Annotated in this window: 23 protein-coding genes; all 23 read right to left on the bottom strand. The window is 53.7% G+C overall.

The window, feature by feature from the left end:
* Nucleotides 1-6: 6 nt before the first annotated feature.
* Nucleotides 7-1,689: a SpoIVB peptidase S55 domain-containing protein gene (locus QZV31_RS00515; RefSeq protein WP_295356636.1), complete on the bottom strand. Its 1,683-nt coding sequence runs from the start codon at nucleotides 1,687-1,689 to the stop codon at nucleotides 7-9.
* 160 nt (nucleotides 1,690-1,849) lie between these two features.
* On the bottom strand, nucleotides 1,850-3,259 hold the full coding sequence (locus QZV31_RS00510; protein ID WP_295356634.1) for a phosphodiester glycosidase family protein: 1,410 nt from the start codon (nucleotides 3,257-3,259) through the stop codon (nucleotides 1,850-1,852).
* 82 nt (nucleotides 3,260-3,341) lie between these two features.
* On the bottom strand, nucleotides 3,342-4,364 hold the full coding sequence (locus tag QZV31_RS00505) for a rod shape-determining protein (RefSeq protein WP_295356630.1): 1,023 nt from the start codon (nucleotides 4,362-4,364) through the stop codon (nucleotides 3,342-3,344).
* 94 nt (nucleotides 4,365-4,458) lie between these two features.
* Nucleotides 4,459-5,727, bottom strand: coding sequence for a UDP-N-acetylglucosamine 1-carboxyvinyltransferase (gene murA, locus QZV31_RS00500; protein ID WP_295356627.1), 1,269 nt, complete (start codon nucleotides 5,725-5,727; stop codon nucleotides 4,459-4,461).
* Nucleotides 5,728-5,956: 229 nt separating this feature from the next.
* A complete protein-coding gene (locus QZV31_RS00495) occupies nucleotides 5,957-6,448 on the bottom strand; it encodes a hypothetical protein (protein WP_093729052.1) in 492 nt (163 codons plus the stop codon).
* Between the two features lie 5 nt (nucleotides 6,449-6,453).
* Nucleotides 6,454-6,642, bottom strand: a complete 189-nt coding sequence (locus QZV31_RS00490) for a hypothetical protein (RefSeq protein ID WP_093729051.1) — start codon at nucleotides 6,640-6,642, stop codon at nucleotides 6,454-6,456.
* A 67-nt stretch (nucleotides 6,643-6,709) separates the two neighbouring features.
* Nucleotides 6,710-7,741, bottom strand: a complete 1,032-nt coding sequence (locus QZV31_RS00485) for a hypothetical protein (protein ID WP_295356622.1) — start codon at nucleotides 7,739-7,741, stop codon at nucleotides 6,710-6,712.
* Nucleotides 7,742-7,941: 200 nt separating this feature from the next.
* Nucleotides 7,942-8,364, bottom strand: a complete 423-nt coding sequence (atpC, locus tag QZV31_RS00480; RefSeq protein ID WP_176760348.1) for an ATP synthase F1 subunit epsilon — start codon at nucleotides 8,362-8,364, stop codon at nucleotides 7,942-7,944.
* A 4-nt stretch (nucleotides 8,365-8,368) separates the two neighbouring features.
* Complete coding sequence (gene atpD, locus QZV31_RS00475; RefSeq protein ID WP_093729048.1) at nucleotides 8,369-9,781, bottom strand: F0F1 ATP synthase subunit beta; 1,413 nt, start codon at nucleotides 9,779-9,781, stop codon at nucleotides 8,369-8,371.
* A gap of 15 nt (nucleotides 9,782-9,796) precedes the next feature.
* Nucleotides 9,797-10,696 carry an ATP synthase F1 subunit gamma gene (gene atpG, locus QZV31_RS00470; RefSeq protein ID WP_093729047.1) on the bottom strand — a complete coding sequence of 300 codons (900 nt, stop codon included), beginning with the start codon at nucleotides 10,694-10,696 and terminating at the stop codon, nucleotides 9,797-9,799.
* A gap of 7 nt (nucleotides 10,697-10,703) precedes the next feature.
* A complete protein-coding gene (gene atpA / locus QZV31_RS00465) occupies nucleotides 10,704-12,563 on the bottom strand; it encodes a F0F1 ATP synthase subunit alpha (protein ID WP_295356940.1) in 1,860 nt (619 codons plus the stop codon).
* 108 nt (nucleotides 12,564-12,671) lie between these two features.
* Complete coding sequence (gene atpF, locus QZV31_RS00460; protein ID WP_093729046.1) at nucleotides 12,672-13,154, bottom strand: F0F1 ATP synthase subunit B; 483 nt, start codon at nucleotides 13,152-13,154, stop codon at nucleotides 12,672-12,674.
* Nucleotides 13,155-13,214: 60 nt separating this feature from the next.
* Complete coding sequence (gene atpE / locus QZV31_RS00455; protein ID WP_093729045.1) at nucleotides 13,215-13,466, bottom strand: F0F1 ATP synthase subunit C; 252 nt, start codon at nucleotides 13,464-13,466, stop codon at nucleotides 13,215-13,217.
* A 64-nt stretch (nucleotides 13,467-13,530) separates the two neighbouring features.
* Nucleotides 13,531-14,217, bottom strand: a complete 687-nt coding sequence (atpB, locus tag QZV31_RS00450) for a F0F1 ATP synthase subunit A (RefSeq protein WP_093729044.1) — start codon at nucleotides 14,215-14,217, stop codon at nucleotides 13,531-13,533.
* A 24-nt stretch (nucleotides 14,218-14,241) separates the two neighbouring features.
* Complete coding sequence (locus QZV31_RS00445; RefSeq protein ID WP_295356609.1) at nucleotides 14,242-14,649, bottom strand: hypothetical protein; 408 nt, start codon at nucleotides 14,647-14,649, stop codon at nucleotides 14,242-14,244.
* A 267-nt stretch (nucleotides 14,650-14,916) separates the two neighbouring features.
* The gene (gene wecB, locus QZV31_RS00440; protein WP_366508663.1) at nucleotides 14,917-16,074 is read right to left on the bottom strand and encodes a UDP-N-acetylglucosamine 2-epimerase (non-hydrolyzing); all 1,158 of its coding nucleotides are present in this window, start codon (nucleotides 16,072-16,074) and stop codon (nucleotides 14,917-14,919) included.
* Nucleotides 16,075-16,090: 16 nt separating this feature from the next.
* On the bottom strand, nucleotides 16,091-17,095 hold the full coding sequence (locus QZV31_RS00435; protein WP_256324715.1) for an MraY family glycosyltransferase: 1,005 nt from the start codon (nucleotides 17,093-17,095) through the stop codon (nucleotides 16,091-16,093).
* A 115-nt stretch (nucleotides 17,096-17,210) separates the two neighbouring features.
* Nucleotides 17,211-17,678, bottom strand: coding sequence for a cytidine/deoxycytidylate deaminase family protein (locus tag QZV31_RS00430; RefSeq protein WP_093729041.1), 468 nt, complete (start codon nucleotides 17,676-17,678; stop codon nucleotides 17,211-17,213).
* Nucleotides 17,679-17,802: 124 nt separating this feature from the next.
* Nucleotides 17,803-18,423 (bottom strand): uracil phosphoribosyltransferase, encoded by a 621-nt coding sequence (upp, locus tag QZV31_RS00425; protein WP_295356603.1) that lies wholly within the window; start codon nucleotides 18,421-18,423, stop codon nucleotides 17,803-17,805.
* Nucleotides 18,424-18,462: 39 nt separating this feature from the next.
* Nucleotides 18,463-19,005 (bottom strand): TIGR01440 family protein, encoded by a 543-nt coding sequence (locus tag QZV31_RS00420; RefSeq protein ID WP_295356600.1) that lies wholly within the window; start codon nucleotides 19,003-19,005, stop codon nucleotides 18,463-18,465.
* 15 nt (nucleotides 19,006-19,020) lie between these two features.
* Entirely contained in the window at nucleotides 19,021-19,458 is a 438-nt protein-coding gene (rpiB, locus tag QZV31_RS00415; protein WP_295356598.1) for a ribose 5-phosphate isomerase B, read from the bottom strand.
* A 240-nt stretch (nucleotides 19,459-19,698) separates the two neighbouring features.
* Nucleotides 19,699-20,814, bottom strand: coding sequence for an L-threonylcarbamoyladenylate synthase (locus QZV31_RS00410; RefSeq protein ID WP_295356595.1), 1,116 nt, complete (start codon nucleotides 20,812-20,814; stop codon nucleotides 19,699-19,701).
* Nucleotides 20,815-20,843: 29 nt separating this feature from the next.
* On the bottom strand, nucleotides 20,844-21,977 hold the full coding sequence (locus QZV31_RS00405; protein WP_295356593.1) for a HemK/PrmC family methyltransferase: 1,134 nt from the start codon (nucleotides 21,975-21,977) through the stop codon (nucleotides 20,844-20,846).

Here is a 21,977-nt window from a genome sequence, read left to right as displayed (position 1 = left end):
ACAAATTTAAGGCAGTTTTACAGTGACCTTCTGCTCTCCGTCAACAATATAGTCAATGGCTACCGACTGTTTATTGCGCCCGCCTGACAGCAGGGAGACCAGCGAAGCTTCTTCCTCTTCTCCCTCCCGGACAGCTTTCCGTTTTGTGTCCGGCGCGTATTCGATAATAATATCATTGTTGCGGTCCGCTTTGTTAACTTCCCGCACATAATCCGAAAGTTTTATATCCTTTTTCCGTTCTTCCTTTTTGGTCTGGGACTCGCCGCCTTCTTTCTGCTTCCGCAGCAGCTCCTGAATCCAGGCCAGAGACGCTCCGCCCCTCACATTTAAGCGGATGGTGCCGGAAGCATCACCAGGCAGCTTATAAGCAACTTTCCGGACGAACTCCTGTCCCCGGTATGGTTTCAGCGTAACTTTCAGGTGGATGGTATCCCCGGCTTTGGGTTCCTTTTCTACCACTTCCGCCTTTTTTATCTCTGCCACCAGACTTTCCGTACTGGCGTCCACATTCACGTCAATATTGGTGATTCGTACCCTTTCCAGCTTATTCTGCAACAGGACCTGTACGGTTTCCTGCAGTTCAGTCGGCAGCTGTTTTAGAATCGCCGCCTTGTCAAAATACATGTTTTCCCGGGAAATATGCAGCAATTCCCCTTTACTGTCCTGTGCCGTTATATCGAACAGAATACGGGCGCTGCCCCCTGTCCCGTGATCAGCAATTTTGGCAGCCTGACTGGTCAGCACAGAGGCCGCAAGCGTTGGAGCCAGATACTCGTCATTGACGATTTTTACCCTGGCGCTTCCGTTCCGGGACCGGGTAGAGTCAGACACGGAAACATATAACGGTATATAGGCAGGCAGACGTCCGATCTGTCCTGCAATCCCCGCATTGCGATCCTGATTGAAGGAACCGGCGGCCGCTCCGATAGTACCGATCTTATAGGCCGTCTGCAAATTGGGAATGGAAGCCAGCACCCATGTCCTGGTCAGGAAAAAATCAGCATTCCCCCGTTTCATAAAGGGATGGCCGAAGGCAAGGATCCTGCCCCGTTCGTCCGTCCAGGTCACGGTTCCCAACGCCCCCAGTGTCAGATCGCCCTGTATCAGGGCCGCCCCTACCGAACTTCCCGGTTCCAAGTCCTTATCAGAGGAAACGCCGCCGGAAGCCCCGGCATCGGTCACTGTCACGCCCATAGGCTCCAGAGTTTCCTGTAATACGGCAATACCTGCCGGTGCGAAGCCGCCTGCCAGCAAAGGCGTACCCTTCGGCAGCAAAGAAGCTTTTGCATCCGGCCGATGCGGTTCCGGTTTATCCAAAAGGTCCAGCATATCCTGGATGGGCGTCAGCAGGCAATAATGCGGATCGCTGAATGCCGTGCCATACGCAATGGCCCCCGCCAGTTTTCCGTCAATATACACCGGACTGCCGCTCATTCCCTGGGCGATACCGCCGCTGCGTTCCATTACGCCGCCGCCAGCCCGGATCAGAATCTGGTAACCCATGGACTCACTGCCCGTGACTCCCAGCACCTCCACCGGAAACGTCTCTATCGTATCACCGGAAATTACGGTTTTTGCATAACCCCGCATCCCCGCTTTCAAATTATCTACCGGCATCAGGGGTGTCCGCGCGAGAGCCTGAACCTCAACAGATAATAACAAACAGAGCAGGAGGAATAATCGTTTCATAGTTTTGTCCCTTACAATTAACGTACAATTCACCTATTATAATGTTTAATTATACAACGAATACCACATTTTGGCAAAGTGATTTACACCCGAATCACGGTTGCTGAATTTTATCGGACACAGTTTACCGCTATTCTATCATCTTCCGGCCTTTTGCCTGCTATTTTCTGAAAATGCCAAGCCCAATACTGACCGGCCGCTCCGAACCGTCAGACGGACGATTCATGATCTTTCCGTCCAACACCATCTCAGAAGAACCGCCACCGTCCAAATTCACAGCGGATACTGCGCCGAACCGTTTCAGATACGTGGCAAATTCTTTCAGGGACATCCCGGCGGAATACTGACTCCGGCCGTCCACTACCATCAGCAATACCGTTCCGTCAGCCTTGACGCCGACCCCTGTCCTGGGCGCGCGCCCGTAGGCAATATCCGAAGCCATAGATTCTTCCCGGGACCGGACATTGACTACTCCCTTTTCCACAAGCAGGGGACCGCCTCCGACAACCAGCCGGGCCTCGTCCGCCAGACGGCTTCCCAGCGTCTGGGCTATGGCAACCCGGTCACCGCGCCTTATATGTGCCAGCGCATCCGCATTTGCACCGTGACCGGACAGCACCAGAGAATCGTGATCCAGCCGCATATTCCCTTTGGCAGACACTTCCGTGGCGCGTCCCTTGCTGACCCGTACTTCCCGCCCATGCTCGTTGGTGCGGGTGCTGCCGGCATAATTCCGGTTAAACAGTACCAGATCATCTGTAATCCGCTGCCTGTTCAGACCTTTTATCGTAAGGGTCCGGCCATCCGGCAGAGAAACCGTTCCCAGATACGACAGGTCCTTCTGTATCGATGCCTTCCCCTCTTTATCTACTATAAATGCGCTGCGGGGCGTATCATCCACGCCAAAAAAGCTGCCATCCCATTTACAGTTGCCGATGACCCAGCCGTCTGTATCAAAATAGCAGGCATTTACCGCTGCCCTTGCCCCATTTGCGGCTACCGCTCTCGCCAGTCGGCCACGTCCATTGACAGCACCGGCGCCGGAAAACGGCCGCAGTTCGTATCGGCTGTCGGGAGCCAGGGTCAGGGCATATATGCGTACCGGCAGCCCGGACATATCATCCTGCCAGAATGTATAGGCCAGCCCATTTCCCAGATCTTTTGTAACTTTGACGATCTGGATACGATACACATCGATGACAAGACGGTTGGGTCTCTTCAATACAGTGACCTTATGCTGCGCCGGTTTCTTCAGGCCGACCACCAGTTGCGATTTCTTTTTCCCTTTCTTAATCAAAGAAATATCCGCGATGGAAGCGTCATCGATCTTACGCTGCATTTTATTGGCAGCCGTATCAATGTCAAGAACAACCCCGTTCTTCGTACTGTTGTCTTTATATTTTGCCGGCTCGTCCATGTCCAGCACGATGCGGATCCGTGTGGCGCCGCTTCCTACCCGCATACCTGTAATCTGCGCCTGTACAGATGCCTGCAGACACAGTAAAATAACCGTAAGTAACGGGATAATCTTTCCTGTTCCCGCAAAAACCCTTTGCAAAATATTATTCATAACCTTTTCCCTGTAAAATCAGCAGGACGGCATGGAGGCTGAACAATACGAAGCTTCCATAGCCGTCCCAAAACTTTTCAATTTAAAACATGGCGTTGCTGTATACTGTACCGGGGCGCAACTTGTCCAGATTGTCCAACGCCTTTCCGGTACCGAAAGCCACACAGTCCAGCGGATTGTCTGCCACAAATACACGGATCCCCGTTTCCTCTTCCAGTACTTTGGCAAACCCACCCAGCAAGGCTCCGCCACCGGTAAGATAGATCCCGTTATCCACAATATCGGCAGATAATTCTGGCGGACATTTTTCCAACAGGGAGCGAATCTTTCCGAGCAGTGTTTCCAGCGGTTCTTCCAAGGCCTTCCGAACATCCTCGGAGGTAACCTTCACAGTGGCCGGCAAGCCGTTAATCCCGTCTCTCCCGCGGACTTCCATCGTTTTAATCTCCGCACCCGGATATACATTCCCTATTGTTTTTTTGATTGTTTCCCCTGTGGTATCGCCAATCAGAATATTATATTCTTTCTTCACATAACGAACTATGCTTTCATCAAACTTATCGCCGCCAATACGGACGGAATCACTGTCAACCACGCCTCCCAGGCTTAAAATGCCGATATCCGTAGTGCCGCCGCCAATGTCTACCACCATTTTTCCGGAAGGCACCATAATATCCAGCCCGGCACCCAACGCAGCGGCCAGGGGTTCTTCAATCAGATAGGTCTTGGATACGCCGGCCTGAATGGTCGCTTCGAGTACGGCTCTCTTTTCCACAGAGGTAATATGCACCGGAATACAGGTCATCACCCGTGGTTTAAAAAAGAAACTTTTCCCTGCCACCTTATTTATGATATACTCCAGCATCTTCTGGGTTATTGTATAGTTGGCAATTACACCTTCTTTTAACGGACGCACCGCTATGATTCCCTGCGGCGTACGCCCCAGCATATCCCGGGCTTCCGTTCCTACTGCCAGTATCCGATTGCTTGCTTTTTCCACTGCGACAACGGAAGGCTCGTTCAGCACGATCCCTTTGCCTTTTACATAAACCAGAATATTGGCTGTCCCTAAATCAATGCCAATATCCGTACTTCCACCAAACATAATATTTCTCCTAGCAAACCCTAATACAAATCAGTATCATTCTGCATATTCCCTGCGGTTATGATGTAATGCAGACTATTTTACCCTAACGCGCTCAGTCCTTTACGCTGATGCGCTGGATATCGGCACCCAAACCTTTCAACTTTCCGACAATGTCTTCATATCCGCGGTCGATATGGTGCAGGTTTCCGACAGTGGTCGTTCCTTCCGCAACCAGTCCGGCCAGGATCATAGCCGCACCGGCCCGCAGGTCCGTAGCGCTCACCTCACAGCCCGTCAGCTTGGCAGGCCCTTCAATAATAGCGCCCCGGGCGCCTGTGGTTGCAATATTTGCGCCCATACGGTTCAACTCCACCACATGCATAAACCGGTTTTCAAATACCGTTTCCATCACCGTGCTGCGGCCCTGGGAAATGGTCATCATAGCCATGAACTGCGCCTGCATATCCGTGGGGAAACCGGGATAGGGCAAAGTCTTCACATTTACGCCTTTCAATTCTCCCGGACAGGCCACATGGATCCGGTCAATGTCCTCTTCAATCAGCACACCGGCTTCACGCAGTTTGGCCAGCAGCGGTTTCTGATGTTCCGCCAGCACATTCTCGATAATTACATCGCCATGGGTCATGGCAGCTGCAATCATATAGGTACCCGCCTCAATACGGTCGGGAATCGCGGTATGCTCCGCGCCATGCATGTGTTTTACACCTTCGATGCGGATCACATCCGTGCCTGCGCCCCGGATACGGGCTCCCATCTGATTCAGGTAGTTGGCCAGATCGACGATTTCCGGTTCCTCCGCCGGATTCTCCAGCGTGGTGGTCCCTTCCGCCAGACAGGCTGCCATCATGATATTTTCCGTGGCGCCTACGCTGGGAAAGTCCAGATAGATGTCCGCGCCTTTCAGCCCATTGGGAGCATAAGCTTCCACAAAGCCATGATCCTGGGAAATCTTTGCACCTAACGCTTCAAAGCCTTTTAAATGCAGATCGATGGGACGGCTTCCGATCGCACAGCCGCCCGGCTGGGAAATACGGGCATGACCCATACGGGCCAGCAACGGCCCTAATACCACGAAAGAAGCCCGCATGGTACGGACCAGTTCGTAGGGGGCTTCATAAGCGGTGATCCGGGACGTATCCAGGACCAGCTCATGTTCCTTACTGTCATCAATCTTAACTCCCAGATATTTTAAAACGCCGCAAATCGTGCGTACATCTTCCAATTTCGGAATCTCGTCCAGGTGACTGGGCGTCTCACCCAAAATAGATGCTGCAATAATCGGCAGCACCGCATTTTTCGCCCCGCTCGTCTTTACTGTGCCAACCAGGCGGTTGCCGCCTCTGACGATCAACTTATCCACAAGCTTACCCCCTACCGTTGATTTTATAAAATTCGTTTGATGTCTTATTTTATAAACACCGATTCCATGAGTTTGTGAGACGAATGAATCCGTGTTTTTCTTACAATTAACTCTATCATTATAAGCGTCATTTAGCAAGAGGAAACGAAAAAAAATTCCACTGCACCCTGCGTGCAAAAAAGAAAACGCCACGCCTGTAAGCGCAGCGCCCGTAATGAAATATATCCTACTACTTGTCCAGGTTGCTGAGATTCTTTGCCACGGTTTCCTGCAGCTTCTTTTCTTTCAGCTTTAACAGTTCGGCATGCTGTCTTTCCTGTTCCGCACGCTCTTCCTCCAGCTCCTTCATGCGCTTCGCCTTGGCAGCCTTGCGTTCCTGGCGAAGCTTTTCCAGTTCTTCCTCGCTGATCTGGTTCTTTTCGAGCTCGTGTTTGCGCTCTATCTCCATCTCGGCGCGTTCCGCCGCGATGCGCCGCTTTTCTTCTTCGCGCTTGTGATCAATCTCCAACTGCGCTTTTTGCTCAAAGGAAAGATCCACAGTGCGGGCCGCGCGTTGCCGGTAGAACAGGTAGACCACAACGACGGGCCAGAAAATAAAGGTTGCCGCTACCCAGAAGTTCTTGTTGGGAACCTCATGTTTTATAGCATCCTTGTAAACATAATACGCCACTACGCAGCGTATCGCAATCTGTGCCAAACGTATTAATAACTGCTCGTCCATGATGCTTAAAACCCTGCCCTTCGACGGTCAGCAAGTATATTATAGTAGGTTTCTTTTTCTCTGATAAGCTTTTTCAGCTCAGCGATCTTATCCGGTTCAAACTCTTTCCTGAGCTGGGCCTTAAGGTCCGCAATCTCACTCTTGAGCTGCCCCATACGGTTGCCGGCTAAACTGCTTAAAGCATCTTTTGCCATTTCTCCTTAGCCTCCTAAAAAACAGTGCGGCCTGGCCGCTGAATCTTCTCTTAAAGCCTCTCCCCTGTTACCTTTCGGGCGCATTGGGATCGGGAAGCGGCACCAGTTCCGCTGCCTGGCGTTTGCAGTCGTTGATAGCCATGGAGTTCAAAACGCACATATTGCCGCGCTTAAGAACCAGGTCCAGGCGCGTCAGCAGGCGCGTGGTCCTCTGCAGCATAACCGCAAATTGATAATCCTGCTTATCCGCAAGAATGAATTCATTGTAATCCGGGGTTCTCTGCACCAACAGACCGATGCCCTCTATCTTGCTCCTCCATACGTCCCGCAGGCGTTCTACATCACTCCTGATGCTCTCCACGGTATCGCCCAGACGGTTTATCCGGCCTACCGCGTCGGCAAGTTTCAGGCTGCGCCAGTCAATCTGATCCTTCAGAGCGAAAGCTTCCTCCTTGGTGAGTTCGGTTATCGGTTTATCGCAAAGTTCGGCATACAAGGCATCCGTATCCACAACGACAGGCACGCCCAGTATTCCATTCAGAACCGCACCTTCTTCTATCATACCATTGTCGCTATGGTGGGGGGCCGGAACGGTTCCCATCGTGTCAAGCACGCTGTCGCCTTCTTCGGTATCCGGGAACCCTTCGATGTGCAGTACCTGGTCTTTTTCCACTTTCTGCGTCATCGTCTTTCCATAAATGGCAAGACTCGTCAACATACCTGTGCCAACCACATCCCACTGCTGTTCATGAAGCGCCTTTAAAGCGGCTGTCATATTGCGGATATCATCCATCTGCGGACGTCCGGCATGCACACTTTCCATGCCCTTATAACTAATGAGGCCGGGCGGGTTAGTCATACGGCTGTAAAGCTGGGCCAAAGCACCAAACTCATCCCATAGCTCCAACTTGAACTTACCGTAATCAACAACCTTCTCGAGAACCTGCTTATTAACAGTATAGTAACGGATTTTCTCGTCATTGTAACGTTCCAAACTGCTTCTGACAATCTGCGCGGAATTACTCAAAGCCGTATACAACCTAAAACCCGCAACGGCAAGTCCCGCAACGGCTATCACAGCCCCCGGATGCACTGCCACACTTACACCTCCAGTAAGTTTCCAGACCTTCCGCCTGCAGTCATGAAAACACTCTTAAGGAAATACTGATCAAGGAAAATTCAGCAAACAATATTACAAATAGTTTGATAAAAAAGAGGTTCGTCCGAATGTAATTCCGGACGAATCCCTCCGTAAACCTTACTGACGCAGACCAACCTGTGGTCTGCCCGGAGATCTGGTCAGCGGGATTCCGCCGCCAGCCTTACGGTCTTCAGACGCGCTTCCGAACGGCGCAGGCTGCCCATAACGCGGTCCATATCAACCTCGTCATCCGGATTCGCCAGGCGCTCACGGGCACGCAACGCCGAAGCTTCGGCGCGGTCAACGTCAATTTCATCGGCAGTCTCGGCTGCCTCCGTCATAACCACAACCTTGTTGTCCTTAACCTCCATAAAGCCACCCTGTATACACAGGAAATGAGCAATGCCCTCGGCATCGCGGTACTTCAGCGGAGCTTCCTTAAGGGCGGCAATCAACGGGGCATGGCGCGGCAAAATGCCGACACCTCCCCACAGGGTAACCGCTTCCACATAAGAAATAGCATCCGACTTCAGTACATACTTGTCAGGAGCCAGGACCTCAAAACGCATTAAACTGGACATAGAATCACTCCACTTCCATGCTCTTGGCCTTCGCGATAGCATCATCAATCGTGCCGACCATGTAGAACGCGCCTTCCGGCAGATCGTCATGCTTGCCTTCCAGGATTTCCTTGAAGCCACGGATCGTTTCTTTCAGCGGAACATACTGACCGGGCTGACCGGTAAACTGTTCAGCAACGAAGAAGCTCTGGGACAGGAAACGCTGGATCTTACGGGCACGGGCAACGGTAATCTTGTCATCCTCGCCCAGTTCTTCCATACCCAGAATCGCGATGATGTCCTGCAATTCTTTATAACGCTGCAGAATGGCCTGTACGCCACGGGCTACCTTGTAATGTTCCTCGCCCAGAACCTGCGGGCTCAGGATACGGCTGGTGGAATCCAGGGGATCCACGGCCGGATAAATACCAAGTTCCGCAATCTGACGGGAAAGTACGGTGGTAGCATCCAGATGGGCGAACGTTCCGGCAGGCGCAGGGTCAGTCAAGTCATCGGCAGGAACATATACAGCCTGTACCGATGTGATGGAACCATGCTTGGTAGAAGTGATACGCTCCTGCAGGGCACCGATGTCATTAGCCAGCGTAGGCTGATAACCTACGGCGGAAGGCATACGGCCCAGCAACGCGGATACTTCGGAACCAGCCTGAATAAAACGGAAAATGTTGTCGATGAAGAGCAGTACGTCCTGACCGCCTACATCACGGAAATATTCTGCCATGGTCAGGCCGGACAGGCCTACGCGCATACGCGCTCCCGGCGGCTCGTTCATCTGACCGTAAACCAGTACGGTCTTGTCGATAACGCCGGACTCCTTCATTTCGCCCCAGAGGTCGTTGCCCTCACGGGTACGCTCGCCTACGCCGGCGAATACGGAATAACCGCCGTGCGCCGTGGCGACGTTATGAATGAGTTCCATGATCAATACTGTTTTACCTACGCCGGCGCCGCCGAACAGACCTACCTTACCACCCAGGGCATACGGTGCGATCAGGTCAACGACCTTGATGCCTGTTTCCAGAATCTGCTCAGAAGTGGCCTGGTTTTCCAGGGCCGGGGCAGGACGGTGAATCGGCCAGTAGTCGGCCGCTTCTACTTTTGTGTCATCATGATCCACGGTTTCGCCCAGTACGTTGAAAATACGGCCCAGGCAGCCGGGACCTACGGGAACCTTAATAGGCGCGCCCGTGTCAATTGCATCCATACCGCGTACGAGGCCGTCCGTAGAGCTCATGGCTACGCAGCGGACAACATCTTCACCGATATGCTGCATTACTTCGGCAGTCAGGTGAATCTTGATGTTTTCACCTACCGTGCCGTCAATATGAATAGCATTGTAGATCGCAGGGAGCTGTTTCGGCGGAAACTGAATGTCGATAACAGGACCCAGGACCGTTACAATTTTGCCAGTCGTCATCAATGCTTTCCTCCCTTAACTGTTCAGCGCTTCCGCACCGCCGACGATTTCGTTGATTTCGTTCGTGATGCCAGCCTGGCGGGCCTTATTGTAAGACAGCTCCAGGTTGCGGATGAGGTCCGACGCGTTATCAGTAGCACTGCTCATCGCAGTCATACGAGCACCCAGCTCGCTGGCAGCGCACTGCATAAGCGCGGCATAGATCTCCGTTTTTACATAATATGGCAGCAACTGTTTGATCACGTCTACGGGGTTCGGCTCGAAAATAATTTCGTTAGCCGAAGCCTGAGCCCCTGACGCACTACTGTCCTTCTCCTCCACCGCAGCCGGCGGAACGATGGGAAGTACATGCTTCGTCACCGGGGTAGACGACAGTGCCGATTTAAACTCAGTATAGATCAGCACGACCTCGTCCACGGAGCCGTTCAGGAAAATCTTGATGGCCGCGCGGGCAATATCGTTCGCGTTTTCATAACTGGGCTTATCGGAAAATCCAAACAACGCCTCGGAAATATCATACCCGCGGCGGCTGAAAAATTCCTTGGCCTTACGCCCAACTGTAATCAAAGTGTAATCGTCGCTGTCCATCAATTCCATCTGCGCGTGTTTCAGCACATTGGAATTGTACGGGCCAGCCAAGCCCTTATCGGAGCTTACTACAATGTAGCCGGTACGCTTAACAGGTCTCTGCTCCAGCAGCGGCATGCTTTTGGGATCGATATGCCCCAGAACGCTGCGGTCGCTTACCGCGTCCTGCAGAAGCTGTTTAATCTTTTCGGCAAACGGCTTGGTGGTAATAGCGCGTTCCTGCGCCTTACGCAGCCTGGCGGACGCTACCATCTTCATGGCTTTGGTTATCTGCCTGATATTGGTAACGGATCGCATATGCCGATGTATTTCGCGTGGGTTTGGCATAAATCAATCACCTCGCTTCACTGGAAGCAAAGGTCTGCTTAAAGTTCTTAATAGCGGTCTTGAGAACCTCTTCATTCTCAGAGGTAATCTTTTTCTCCTTCTTAATGGATTCGGCAACCTCGGGGTTGTTGGAAGCCATATACTGCAGGAGTTCTGACTCAAAACGACCTACATCGGAAACCGGGATATCATCCACATATCCGTTGGTGGCCGCGTACAGGGAAATAACCTGTTTTTCGACAGGCATAGGTTCATACTGCCCCTGCTTCAGGATCTCGGTCATGCGCTGGCCACGGTCCAGCTGCGCCTTGGTAGCCTTATCCAGATCGGAACCGAACTGTGCGAAAGCCGCCAGTTCGCGGAACTGGGCAAGGTCCAGACGAAGGGTACCGGCCACGGATTTCATAGCCTTGATCTGGGCGCTGCCGCCTACACGGGATACGGACAGACCTACGTTGATAGCAGGACGTACGCCGGAGTAGAACAACTCGGATTCCAGATAGATCTGACCGTCGGTAATGGAAATTACGTTCGTGGGAATGTAACCGCCAACGTCGCCGGCCTGGGTCTCAATAATAGGCAAAGCCGTGATGGAACCACCGCCGGCCGCTTCATTACGGCGTGCAGCGCGTTCCAGCAGACGGGAATGCAAGTAGAATACGTCGCCGGGATATGCTTCACGTCCGGGCGGACGGCGCAGCAGCAACGACATGGCGCGGTATGCAACCGCGTGCTTGGACAGATCATCGTAAATGATCAGAACGTCTTTCTTCTGGTCCATGAAATACTCGGCGATGGTTACGCCGGCATAAGGAGCCAGGAACTGCATGGGAGCGGGATCGGCTGCCGTAGCGGCAACAATGATCGTATAGGCGTTGGCGCCGCGCTCTTCAAAGGTCTTGGACAGACGGGCAACACGGCTCGCCTTCTGACCAATTGCTACATAAATACAGATTACGCCGGTATCCTTCTGGTTCAGAATGGTATCAATCGCAATCGCAGACTTACCGGTACCGCGGTCGCCGATGATCAGTTCGCGCTGTCCGCGTCCGATCGGAACCAGGGCGTCAATTGCCTTAATACCGGTCTGCAACGGAACGTCTACAGATTTACGGTCAGCAATACCGTAGGCCGGGGATTCAACACAGCGGGTCTCGCTGGTACGAATTTCGCCCTTGCCATCTATGGGCTGGCCCAGAGCATTAACGATGCGGCCCAGCATGGCCTCGCCTACCGGCACTTCCATGATGCGGCCGGTACGGCGTACTACGTCGCCCTGCTTGATCATCTGGTCATTGCCCATCAAAACGATACCGACCTCATTCGGGCGAAGGTTCTGTACCATGCCGGTTACGCCGTGAGGCAGTTCTACCAGCTCGGAAGCCATCGCGCCGCGCATGCCCGTTACCGTAGCGATGCCGTCGCCTACCTTCTCAACAATACCGAATTCTTCCAGGTCAACATCGGCTTTGTAGGCCTGAACCTTGGCAGCCAGGGCTTCAGCGATACCCTTGGGAGCGGAAAGGCTCTGCCCCGCCATATCTACCTTGCCTAACTCACCCTTTACACGCTCCAGCTGACGTTTGGTGCTGGCGTCATAAATCTGGTCGCCGATCTGCAGAATAACGCCTCCGATAATGGACGGCTCCACTACAGTTTCAAGGGCAACCTTCTCAGCGCCGAGACGGGCGCCGATCAACTTAGCTACGGCAGCCGTTTCTTCCTCGTTCAGGGTTGCGGCCACCGTAGCTTTAACTACAGCGGCGCCATCCTTAACGCAACGGTTAACGACTTCCGGATTCACCTGCAGACCCTGCAGGCTTTTTTCTATGAAAGAAAGCTTTTCATCCTTCATATTGTTATCCATCACCTCCATATCTCCCGCTTTCAGGCGGCGAGATTGCTTGCGGCGGAAAACCGCAAGGCTTCAGCCGGCTGCTAAGCCGGAAATACAGTCTCTAAAAAAGACATTTGATTACTTGTTCAAAACCTTGTCCGCCGTCTTGGCGATCAGGGCCTGGTCCTCAGCACCGGTAAGCTTTTCGGAAACGACCTTGCCGGCGATTTCCGTGGCGAGGGAAATAACCTCAGTACGGACATCGAGCATAGCCTGCTGCTTCTCCTGCTCAATATGCTCACGGGCGGTAGCCATGAGCTGTTCTTTCTCTTCCTGAGCCTGCGACATATAGTCGTCATGAAGTTTCTGGCCAATCTTGGTGGCCTTATCAACAATTGCAGTTGCCTCCGCACGGGCGTCAGCCAACTGCTGCGCATACTGTTTCTTCAGTTCCTCGGCCTCCAGGCGGGTCTGCTCAGCAGAGTCAAGGTTATTGATGATACGGTTACGGCGATCATCCATGACCTTCAATAACGGCTTATAGCAGAACTTAGCCAAAATAGCCAACAGGATTATGAAGTTTAGGACCTGCGCAATAATGGTTGCATCAATATTTACCAACTTCCCACACTTCCTTTTCTATAAATTCCTTCTATCGAGGTGTATCGGAATGTCCGGCTATCAGCCTACAAACGGGTTGGCGAATACCAGAACGATCGCGATAACGATGGCGATAATAGGCATGGATTCGATAAGGCCTACAGAGATGAACATGGTAACCTGAAAGTTGGACGCCTGCTCGGGCTGACGGGCCATGCATTCAATCGTCGTGCTGGTAACACGGCTGTTGCCCAGTGCTGCGCCCAAGGCCGCACCGGCACCAATCAAACCTGCAGCAAGTACAGAAGCTACTACCATAAGAGCATTTTCCATTTGTAAAATCTTCCTTTCTCTTTAAAAAAATAATAAATTTTTAAACAGTCCACAACTGTTACTATCAGCCGTGAACGGCTTTAAATACGGGGGCTAAAGCCACAATGGTCAGCATCGTGAAAATAAAGGCCTGTAAGAAACCGATAACCAGACTGAATCCAATCCAGATATCAGGAACCAGCCACGGGGTCAGCCTGTTCAGGACGACCAGCAGAATTTCGCCGGCCAGGATATTACCGAACAGACGGGCTGCCATGGTAATAGGACGGGCAAAATCTTCCAAAAGATTAAGCGGGAGCATGACGGGCGTCGGCGAGATAAGATGTTTGAAATATCCCAGACCGTGACGGGCTACACCGATTATATATACCAGAACGGCAACCATAACCGACAAACCCAGCGCCACATTTATGTCGTTGGTAGGTGAAGTGAAATGTACGCCAACGGCAGGCAGCATGCCCAGTTCATTGCCTACGAAGATGTAGAGGAACAGGGTGATGATGAACGGGGTCATCATGCGGCGCCCTTCGACGCCCATGTTCTTTTCCATCAGATCTCCCAGCCAGTCGATGAACATCTCCACTACATTCTGTACCCCCGAGGGAATCAGCTTACGCTGGCTCGTAGCCGCCGCAACAATAATGATGACGATAGCCATCGTAAGCCAGGACATATACAGCGTCTGCATATGAACGGTGGTACCTAAGAAATCAATCTTCTGAGGTAAATAATGAATAATCTCTGGACCCATATTATTCTCCTTTCCTCACGGCCCTCAGCTTTCCTTCTTCTGCTCCTTCCGGCCCGTGAAAATTAACAAATTTACTACCAGCGCAAGATGCATCAGTGTAAATACGACGAGCATCCAAACGATACCGGCATTATACCTGTGGACCAGGTACAGCATAACAAGCGCCAGAGCAAGGCGTCTCACAAAATTCATGAACACCCGGAACTTAAGTTCCCTCTCTGACATCCTGTTGAAGCCCTTCAGTATACTTATCACAAGCAGCAGGCTGTCCAGCAGGCTCCAGACGATACCGGCCCCAACCCCTGGCAGCGCAGATTTCATCAGCAGGGTGACACTCACAATCACCGCCGCCGCTATATAAACCTGGCGCCTGTAAAGTCCGGCCAGCGCCACGACGATTTCGCGTTTGTCCATTCCCTGAAAGCTGAACATGTTGCTCCTTGTGCGCGGGAGCATGCCCCAACGGCGATTTTATACCTATCAAATACAATCGCGTCTCCAGGGCATACCTCTACCCAAATACAACCTATAAATCAACTGTATTTTACAATAAAAACGGCAATTTGCCAATACCTTTTTGAAAAATATGTAAATTTTTTACCCTGACCGGAAAAACTTGCGCAGCGATTTTCACAACCGTTTTCCGCCTTCCTTTTGACAGGTCATCAAAAGGCGGCGGGCGCCGTATCACGTATCAGGTCAACACCCTTTAAACTCCTCGGGAGGGTCTACCGGAAATCCTTTTGCCGACAGAACCGCACGCACGATCCGTTCACAGGCCCGGCCGTCCCCGTAGGGATTCACCGCTTCCGCCATGGACCGGTAATAGGCCTCATCATCTAACAGCCGGCAGGTCTCTTCCTTCACCACGTCGTACCCGGTGCCGGTCAGGCGGACCGTGCCCGCCACTACCGCTTCCGGACGTTCCGTAGTATCCCGCAGCACCAGCACGGGTTTGCCCAACGCCGGCGCCTCTTCCTGGATGCCGCCGCTGTCCGTCAGGACGATATCCGCACGGTTCATCAGATTGGCAAAGGGTTCGTAGTCCATGGGTTCCGTCAGGTACACCCTGTCGGTACCCGCCAGTTCCGCCTGCACCACTTCCCGCACTTTGGGATTTTTATGTACGGGGAAAACAGCCGCCGCTTCCGGATGCTGTTCCAGCGTTGTCTTCAGCGCCCGGTACACCTGCCGCATGGGTTCCCCCAGATTCTCCCGCCGGTGGGTGGTCATGAGGATCAGCCGTTTCCCGCTGTCCAAGGCTTTGTTGATCACCGGATCCGCAAACACAAAATCCTTTTTTACCGTGGTGTTCAGCGCATCAATTACGGTATTTCCCGTTACATAGATGGCTTTTTCCGGCACATTTTCCTTCAATAAATTATTGCGGCTCACGGTGGTAGGCGCAAAATGAAAATCCGCCAGGGAACCGGTCAGTTTCCGGTTCATCTCTTCCGGATAGGGAGAAAACTTGTTGCCGGTACGCAGGCCTGCTTCCACATGCCCCAGTTGGATCTGGGCATAATACGCCGCCAGGGACCCCGCAAAGGTCGTAGTGGTATCGCCGTGGACCAGGATCAGGTCCGGCTGCGCTTTGGCAATCACGTCTTTCAGGCCCAGCAGCGCTTTTACCGTGATATCGTACAAGGTCTGCCCGCTGGTCATGATATTCAGGTCATAGTCCGGTTTAATGGCAAACAGTTCCAGCACCTGGTCCAGCATTTCCCGATGCTGGGCCGTTACCGCCACTACCGGTTCGATGAAGTCCCTATATTTCCGCATTTCCAGCACCAGCGGACACATTTTGATGGCTTCCGGCCGGGTGCCGAATACTGTCATGATTCTCAGTTTTTTCAAAACAAGACCTCCTCACTCACGGGTTCCGCAAAATCCCAATCTTCTTCGCGCCAACGGCTACGGCGATCACAATCAACACGATCACGGCGCAGGCGATATAAATATTGGCCATCGCCAGCACGAAGGCTCCCAGACTCAGGATGATACTGATGGCATACATCAGCAGCACGGCCTGCTTCTGGCTCAGCCCAAGGGCCAGCAGCCGGTGATGCAGATGTCCTTTGTCCGGCTGGAAGATGGGCTTTCCGTTGCTGTAGCGGCGCAAAATGGCAAACGCCGTGTCCATAATCGGCAGTCCCAGGGCCACCGCCGGCACGATCAGCGCAATCGTCGCCGCGCTTTTCACAGCGCCGAAGATCGCAATCGACGCCAGCATGTATCCGATAAACATGCTGCCCGTGTCCCCCATAAAAATGGTAGCCGGATTAAAATTATAATGGATGAACCCGAAAATACCGCCGGCCAGCGCCGCCGTCATGGTCGCCACGGGATAGTATCCCTGATGCACCGCCACCAGGATGATGGTGATGGAAGCGATGCCGGACACGCCGGCCGCCAGCCCGTCCAGGCCGTCGATCAGATTGACTACATTAATAAAGCTGATGACCCAGAAGATCGTAAAGGGAATCGACAGATATTCCAGATAGAAGTAACCGCCCAGGGGATTGTTCAGCCACTCGATCTTAATATCAAAGGCCACCAGGATACAGGCAGCCAGAATCTGTCCCAGCAGCTTCACCTTGGCCGGCAGGGAATACTTGTCGTCCAGTATGCCCACGATCACGATCCAGGCGCCCCCCAGCAGGATCCCCATCAGATCCCGCGTAATGGGCAGACTGCAGACGACCGCGAGGACACAGCCAAGAAAAATGGCCAGCCCTCCCAGTCTGGGCATAATGTGAGTATGCACTTTTCGTTTATCCGGTTTATCCACTGCCCCGATGGCAAAAGCCAGTTTTTTAATGTAAGGTGTCAACAGAAAACTGGCTAACAGGGCAATCACAAAAGCTAAAATATACAACCAACAGACCTCGGTCTTTCTGCGAATAGAATCAGAATCATTCTGCCTGTTTGTTCCTCAGGCAGCTTGCAACAGCGGATCAAAGGCGCCGCGTTACGGGCCGGCCGCTGTTTTCTTACGGCGTTTCCGCGTCCAGTACTTCCACCCGGATTCCGGAACCCGCCAGCATATCTTCCGCCAGCTTATCGGGATACGGATCCTTATATACGATCCGTTCGATGCCTGCATTGATCAGGATCTTTGTACAAACCACGCAGGGCTGGTTCGTGCAGTACAGGGTACCGCCTTCCACGGACACGCCATGTACCGCGGCCTGCACTACCGCGTTCTGCTCCGCATGGATCCCCCGGCACAGTTCGTGATTTTTTCCCGACGGCACATGCAGCTGCTCCCGCAGGCACCCGACTTCCCCACAGTGAGGCATGCCCTTGGGCGTTCCGTTATAACCCGTAGCCAGAATCTGCTTGTTTTTCACAATGACCGCGCCAACACTGCGGCGCAGACAGGTAGAACGCTTGCTGACCACCTGGGCGATCTCCATAAAATAATGGTCCCAGTCCGGTCTGATTTCAGTACTGCTCATAACAATCCCTTCATTCCGCCGTCCTGCATCCACACAGACAGCGCAATCCGTAACCTATCTTTTTTATAAAATTCCTGCTTACTCTCCGTTTTTGCACCAGGTGAATCCTTCGGCCCGCTCCCTCTTACAGGGTACCGAAAACCCGGTCGCCTGCATCGCCCAGTCCGGGCAGGATATATGCCTTATCATTCAGCTCCCGGTCGATGGCCGCCGTGTAGATCTCCACGTCCGGATGTTCTTTATTGATCACTTTGATTCCTTCCGGCGCCGCTACCAGCACCATCAGACAGATATTATGCAGGCCCTTTTCCTTCAGCATGGTAATGGCCGCCGCCGCGGAACCGCCGGTGGCCAGCATGGGATCCACCACGATGCATTTCGCGTCCAGCTGTTTGGGCAGGCCGCAGTAATACTCTACCGGCTTATGGGTTACCGGATCCCGGTACAGCCCGATATGGCCCACATGGGCATGTGGGATCATATTGATCACGCCGTTCAGAAGCCCCAGACCGGCACGCAGGATCGGGATGATAGTCACTTCGTCTTTCAGCCGGGTACCGGTCATCTTTTCCAGCGGCGTTTCAATCTCCACCGGTTCGGTTTCCCAGTCTTTCGTGACATCATATGTCATCAGGGAAGCAATTTCTCCCAGCAGCTCACGAAAGTTCTTACTGTTGCAGTTCTTGTCCCGCATCATGGTCAGCTTATGGGCAATCAGCGGATGCTCTACTACGTGTACGTTCATGGGTAAGGCTCCTTTCAGATTAATATTGCTCAACATATATTAAAAATATTTCGCTCTCTCTCCCCCGATGAGAGGCGGACGGGTACGGGCCGCCGTCAGCACCGCGTCTCCGATGTGCCGGACAGAAAGGCGTACCGGCACTGCCACCCGTTTCAGGTGCATGCCGATCAGCGTCTGCCCGATATCAAGGCCCAGGTCCGCGGTTACGGACTCCACCACCACCGGACGGTCAAACAGTTCATAGGCGCGGCTGGCCGCGCTGCCGCCGGCTTCCGGTACAGGATGCACCGTCACTTCCGTCAGGCCGAACCGTTCCAGCGCGTCCTCTTCCACCACCAGCGCCCGGTTCAGGTGTTCACAGCACTGTACTGCCAGGAACAGTCCGTGGCTGCGGGTGGCAGCCAGAACCGCATTGATGATCGTTTCCGCAGTCTCCGGCGAACGGGCCGTACCGATTTGAGACCCCAGCACCTCGCTGGTACTGCAGCCCAGTACAAAGATGCGTCCTTCTTTTGGCTTTGCCACGGCAATCAGCTCTTCAGCCGCCGCCGTAACCTCCGCAGCAATTTGGGACAGATCCATTTTATCGTTTCCCCTTTATTCCTCAATCGCCATGATCTTGTTTACCCGGCGTTCATGCCGCCCGCCGGCAAATTCCGTATCCAGCCAGGCATCCAGGATGCGGGTCGCAAGCCCCGCGCCCAGCACGCGTTCGCCTAAACAGATCACGTTGGCATTATTATGTTCCCGGCTCATGGCGGCAGAAAACACATCCCCGCACAGGGCCGCGCGGATCCCCTTAACCTTGTTGGCCGCCATGGACATGCCGATACCGGTGCCGCAGACCAGGATCCCCCGTTCCGACTTCCCTGCCGTAATTTCACGGCAGACCTTCAGCGCAATATCCGGATAGTCGCAGGACTCCTCCGTATAGGTACCTGCGTCAGAGACTTCCATGCCCCGTTCCGCCAGATGCTGTTTCAATACTTCTTTCAGATGAATCCCGCCGTGATCACTGCCGATTACAATTTTCATAGAGCGCCTCCTGCCGGTCCGGAATCAGAATCCGGTCTTTTACCGATTGAAACAACCACATGCCTATTCAATATATTTTATCATAAAATGCCCTGCAGTACCATATGTAGTTTTTCAGGAAAAAACATCCCGGAAAAACAGATGGCTGCAGTCCCATTCCGCAGATTTTTACCGAAAAAAACAGTCTCCGAATTGTCATTCACAGCGCGTGCCTTGCGTGAATGAGCCTTTACAGAACCCTCACACTTTCACCGTCAGCAACAAATCCGGAAAGCCGCTGCCGCTCTTGATAACAATTGTATTGTCCTCCGCCTGCAGGATCTGATAGCCTGCCGCTTTCCGCAGCCGGTTCATCACCGCCAGCCCCAGTCCTTTTTCGTCTACGCCCATGCCGATGATAAAATCCGGAGACACCCTGTCAAAATCACGCAGCAGTTCATAGAGATGCTCGGCCAGATCCGGTTTGCCCTGCCCCCAGGAAAAAATTTCCGCCCTGTGGCCCCGGCGCAGACTTTCCTCCAGCCTGGTTTTCACCGCGTCATCACACAGGACCCCCACATGCAGGCCAAGTTTCTGGGAGCGCTGCACCGCCTCTGTCAGACGCAGCGCGGCCTGTTCCCCTTCATACAGATACAAAGGCGCTTTGGGCGCATAGTGACGGTACTTCATGCCCGGCGCCCTGGGACGCAGGGCCGGATCGCCGTTGAGAGCCGGATCGATCTCCACAGCCCCCAGCCGATCCTCCAGCATCTCCCGGGTGATCCCCCCGGGCCGCAAAATGGTGGGCACCGGGGACGTGGTATCCACCACCGTCGATTCCACACCGATCCCGCAGCTGCCGCCGTCCAGGATGGCCGCTACCTTCCCGGTCATATCCTCAGCCACATCTTTGGCGTTGGTGGGACTGGGCTTGCCGGACACATTGGCGCTGGGCGCGGCGATGGGACAGCCTGCCGCCCGGATCAGGGCCGCCGCCACCGGATGGGAAGGCATACGGACCGCTACCGTATCCAGCCCGGCCGTCACGATATCCGGCACAACGGAAGAACGGGGTACCACAATAGTCAGCGGTCCCGGCCAGAACGTTTCCATCAGCGCCCGGGCATTGGCGTTCAGCCCGGTGGTCAGCGCATGGATCTGTTCCGGATCCGCAATATGCAGGATCAGCGGATTATCCGCCGGACGGCCCTTGGCCGCAAAAATCTTTGCTACCGCCTCCGCCTGCAGACCGTCTGCACCCAGACCATAGACCGTTTCCGTAGGAAAGGCAACCACCTCGCCCGCCGCAATCAGGCCGGCCGCTTCCGCAATCGCCCCTTCCGGATCCTTTTTTAATTCCAAAAACTTCGTTTCCATGACTCAATTCCCCTGCGCAATCCAATTCATCATAACAGCTTTTTCACCCATTCCGCTTTGGAACTGCCCGGTCTTGCGGCAAATACCATCCGGTCAATACCCGCATAATCATTTACCACCGCCGTTACTGTAAAGCCCTGCGCCCGGCACAGCCCGGCCACCGGTTCCCCCTGACCGATCCCCACTTCAAAGGCCGCCAGTCCGTCCGGTTTCACATGCTGCGGCAGACCTGCCGCAATTTTTCGGTAGGCATCCAGTCCGTCAGCGCCGCCGTCCAATGCCAGACGGGGTTCCTTCTGCACATCCCGGGCCAGCGTCCCGATGACCTGCGCCGGAATGTAAGGCGGGTTGGATACCACAATATCAAACTGGGCGGTCTGCGGGATCCCGGTCCAAAAATCAGACTGCCGGAACCAGACCCGCTCACTTACGCCCAACAAGCCGGCATTTTCTTTTGCCACAGCCAGAGCCTCCGGGGAAATATCCACGGCAAGCCCCCGGCTTTCCGGCAGTAATTTTAATAAGGAAAGCAGAATGGCGCCGCTGCCGGTGCCGATATCCAGAATATCGGGACCCCGATGGCCCGTAGGTTCCTTTTCTCTTTCATCCTCCTGCAGCAGGCCGGCCCGCTCCGCCGTCTGCGAAGCCACCGCCTCCCGATCCGCCACTTCCTGCTGCCACACAGCCGCCTGCTCCGGATCCGTCTCTTCCCGGAGCTTTTCCGCAGAAAGGATCCTTGCCTTTTCCACCGCCGCTCTGGCCTCCTCCGCCTTTTTACGCCAGAAGGCTTCCTTTTCCAGCAGGGCCAGACTCTTTCCCGTGCAGTACTGCACCAGCTTCTCTACCAGCAGCTCCGTTTCCGGGCGGGGGATCAGCACAGCAGGCGTAACATGGAAGTCCCACTGCAAAAATGTTTTTCTTCCGATAATATAGGCCAGCGGTTCCCAGGCAGCCCGCCGCAGTACGAACTCCCGGTATTTTTTCAGTTCTTCCGGGAGCAATTCCTGCTGCAGCCGCATGAACAGGTCGATCCGCCGGCAGTCCAACACGTCACAAAGCAGTACCTCCGCATCCAGGCGTGGATTTTCCAGGCCCTTTCCGGAAAAGTACTGCTGTGTCCATTGCAATATTTTATTTACAGTCCAAACGGTCGGTTCCGTCAT

It is taken from the genome of uncultured Succiniclasticum sp. (genome assembly GCF_902793885.1).
In the GTDB taxonomy this organism is placed as follows: Bacteria; Bacillota; Negativicutes; order Acidaminococcales; family Acidaminococcaceae; genus Succiniclasticum.
This window is presented reverse-complemented; position numbering and strand designations above follow the sequence as displayed.

Coding starts and splice junctions, on each gene's coding strand:
- QZV31_RS00515 (WP_295356636.1), bottom strand. CDS start 1,689: ATGAAACGATTATTCCTCCTGCTCTGTTTGTTATTATCTGTTGAGGTT.
- QZV31_RS00510 (WP_295356634.1), bottom strand. CDS start 3,259: ATGAATAATATTTTGCAAAGGGTTTTTGCGGGAACAGGAAAGATTATC.
- QZV31_RS00505 (WP_295356630.1), bottom strand. CDS start 4,364: ATGTTTGGTGGAAGTACGGATATTGGCATTGATTTAGGGACAGCCAAT.
- QZV31_RS00495 (WP_093729052.1), bottom strand. CDS start 6,448: ATGGACGAGCAGTTATTAATACGTTTGGCACAGATTGCGATACGCTGC.
- QZV31_RS00490 (WP_093729051.1), bottom strand. CDS start 6,642: ATGGCAAAAGATGCTTTAAGCAGTTTAGCCGGCAACCGTATGGGGCAG.
- atpC (WP_176760348.1), bottom strand. CDS start 8,364: ATGTCCAGTTTAATGCGTTTTGAGGTCCTGGCTCCTGACAAGTATGTA.
- atpD (WP_093729048.1), bottom strand. CDS start 9,781: ATGACGACTGGCAAAATTGTAACGGTCCTGGGTCCTGTTATCGACATT.
- atpG (WP_093729047.1), bottom strand. CDS start 10,696: ATGCCAAACCCACGCGAAATACATCGGCATATGCGATCCGTTACCAAT.
- atpA (WP_295356940.1), bottom strand. CDS start 12,563: ATGGATAACAATATGAAGGATGAAAAGCTTTCTTTCATAGAAAAAAGC.
- atpE (WP_093729045.1), bottom strand. CDS start 13,466: ATGGAAAATGCTCTTATGGTAGTAGCTTCTGTACTTGCTGCAGGTTTG.
- atpB (WP_093729044.1), bottom strand. CDS start 14,217: ATGGGTCCAGAGATTATTCATTATTTACCTCAGAAGATTGATTTCTTA.
- QZV31_RS00445 (WP_295356609.1), bottom strand. CDS start 14,649: ATGTTCAGCTTTCAGGGAATGGACAAACGCGAAATCGTCGTGGCGCTG.
- QZV31_RS00430 (WP_093729041.1), bottom strand. CDS start 17,678: ATGAGCAGTACTGAAATCAGACCGGACTGGGACCATTATTTTATGGAG.
- upp (WP_295356603.1), bottom strand. CDS start 18,423: ATGAACGTACACGTAGTAGAGCATCCGCTGATTGCCCATAAGCTGACC.
- QZV31_RS00420 (WP_295356600.1), bottom strand. CDS start 19,005: ATGGATCTGTCCCAAATTGCTGCGGAGGTTACGGCGGCGGCTGAAGAG.
- rpiB (WP_295356598.1), bottom strand. CDS start 19,458: ATGAAAATTGTAATCGGCAGTGATCACGGCGGGATTCATCTGAAAGAA.
- QZV31_RS00410 (WP_295356595.1), bottom strand. CDS start 20,814: ATGGAAACGAAGTTTTTGGAATTAAAAAAGGATCCGGAAGGGGCGATT.
- QZV31_RS00405 (WP_295356593.1), bottom strand. CDS start 21,977: ATGACGGAACCGACCGTTTGGACTGTAAATAAAATATTGCAATGGACA.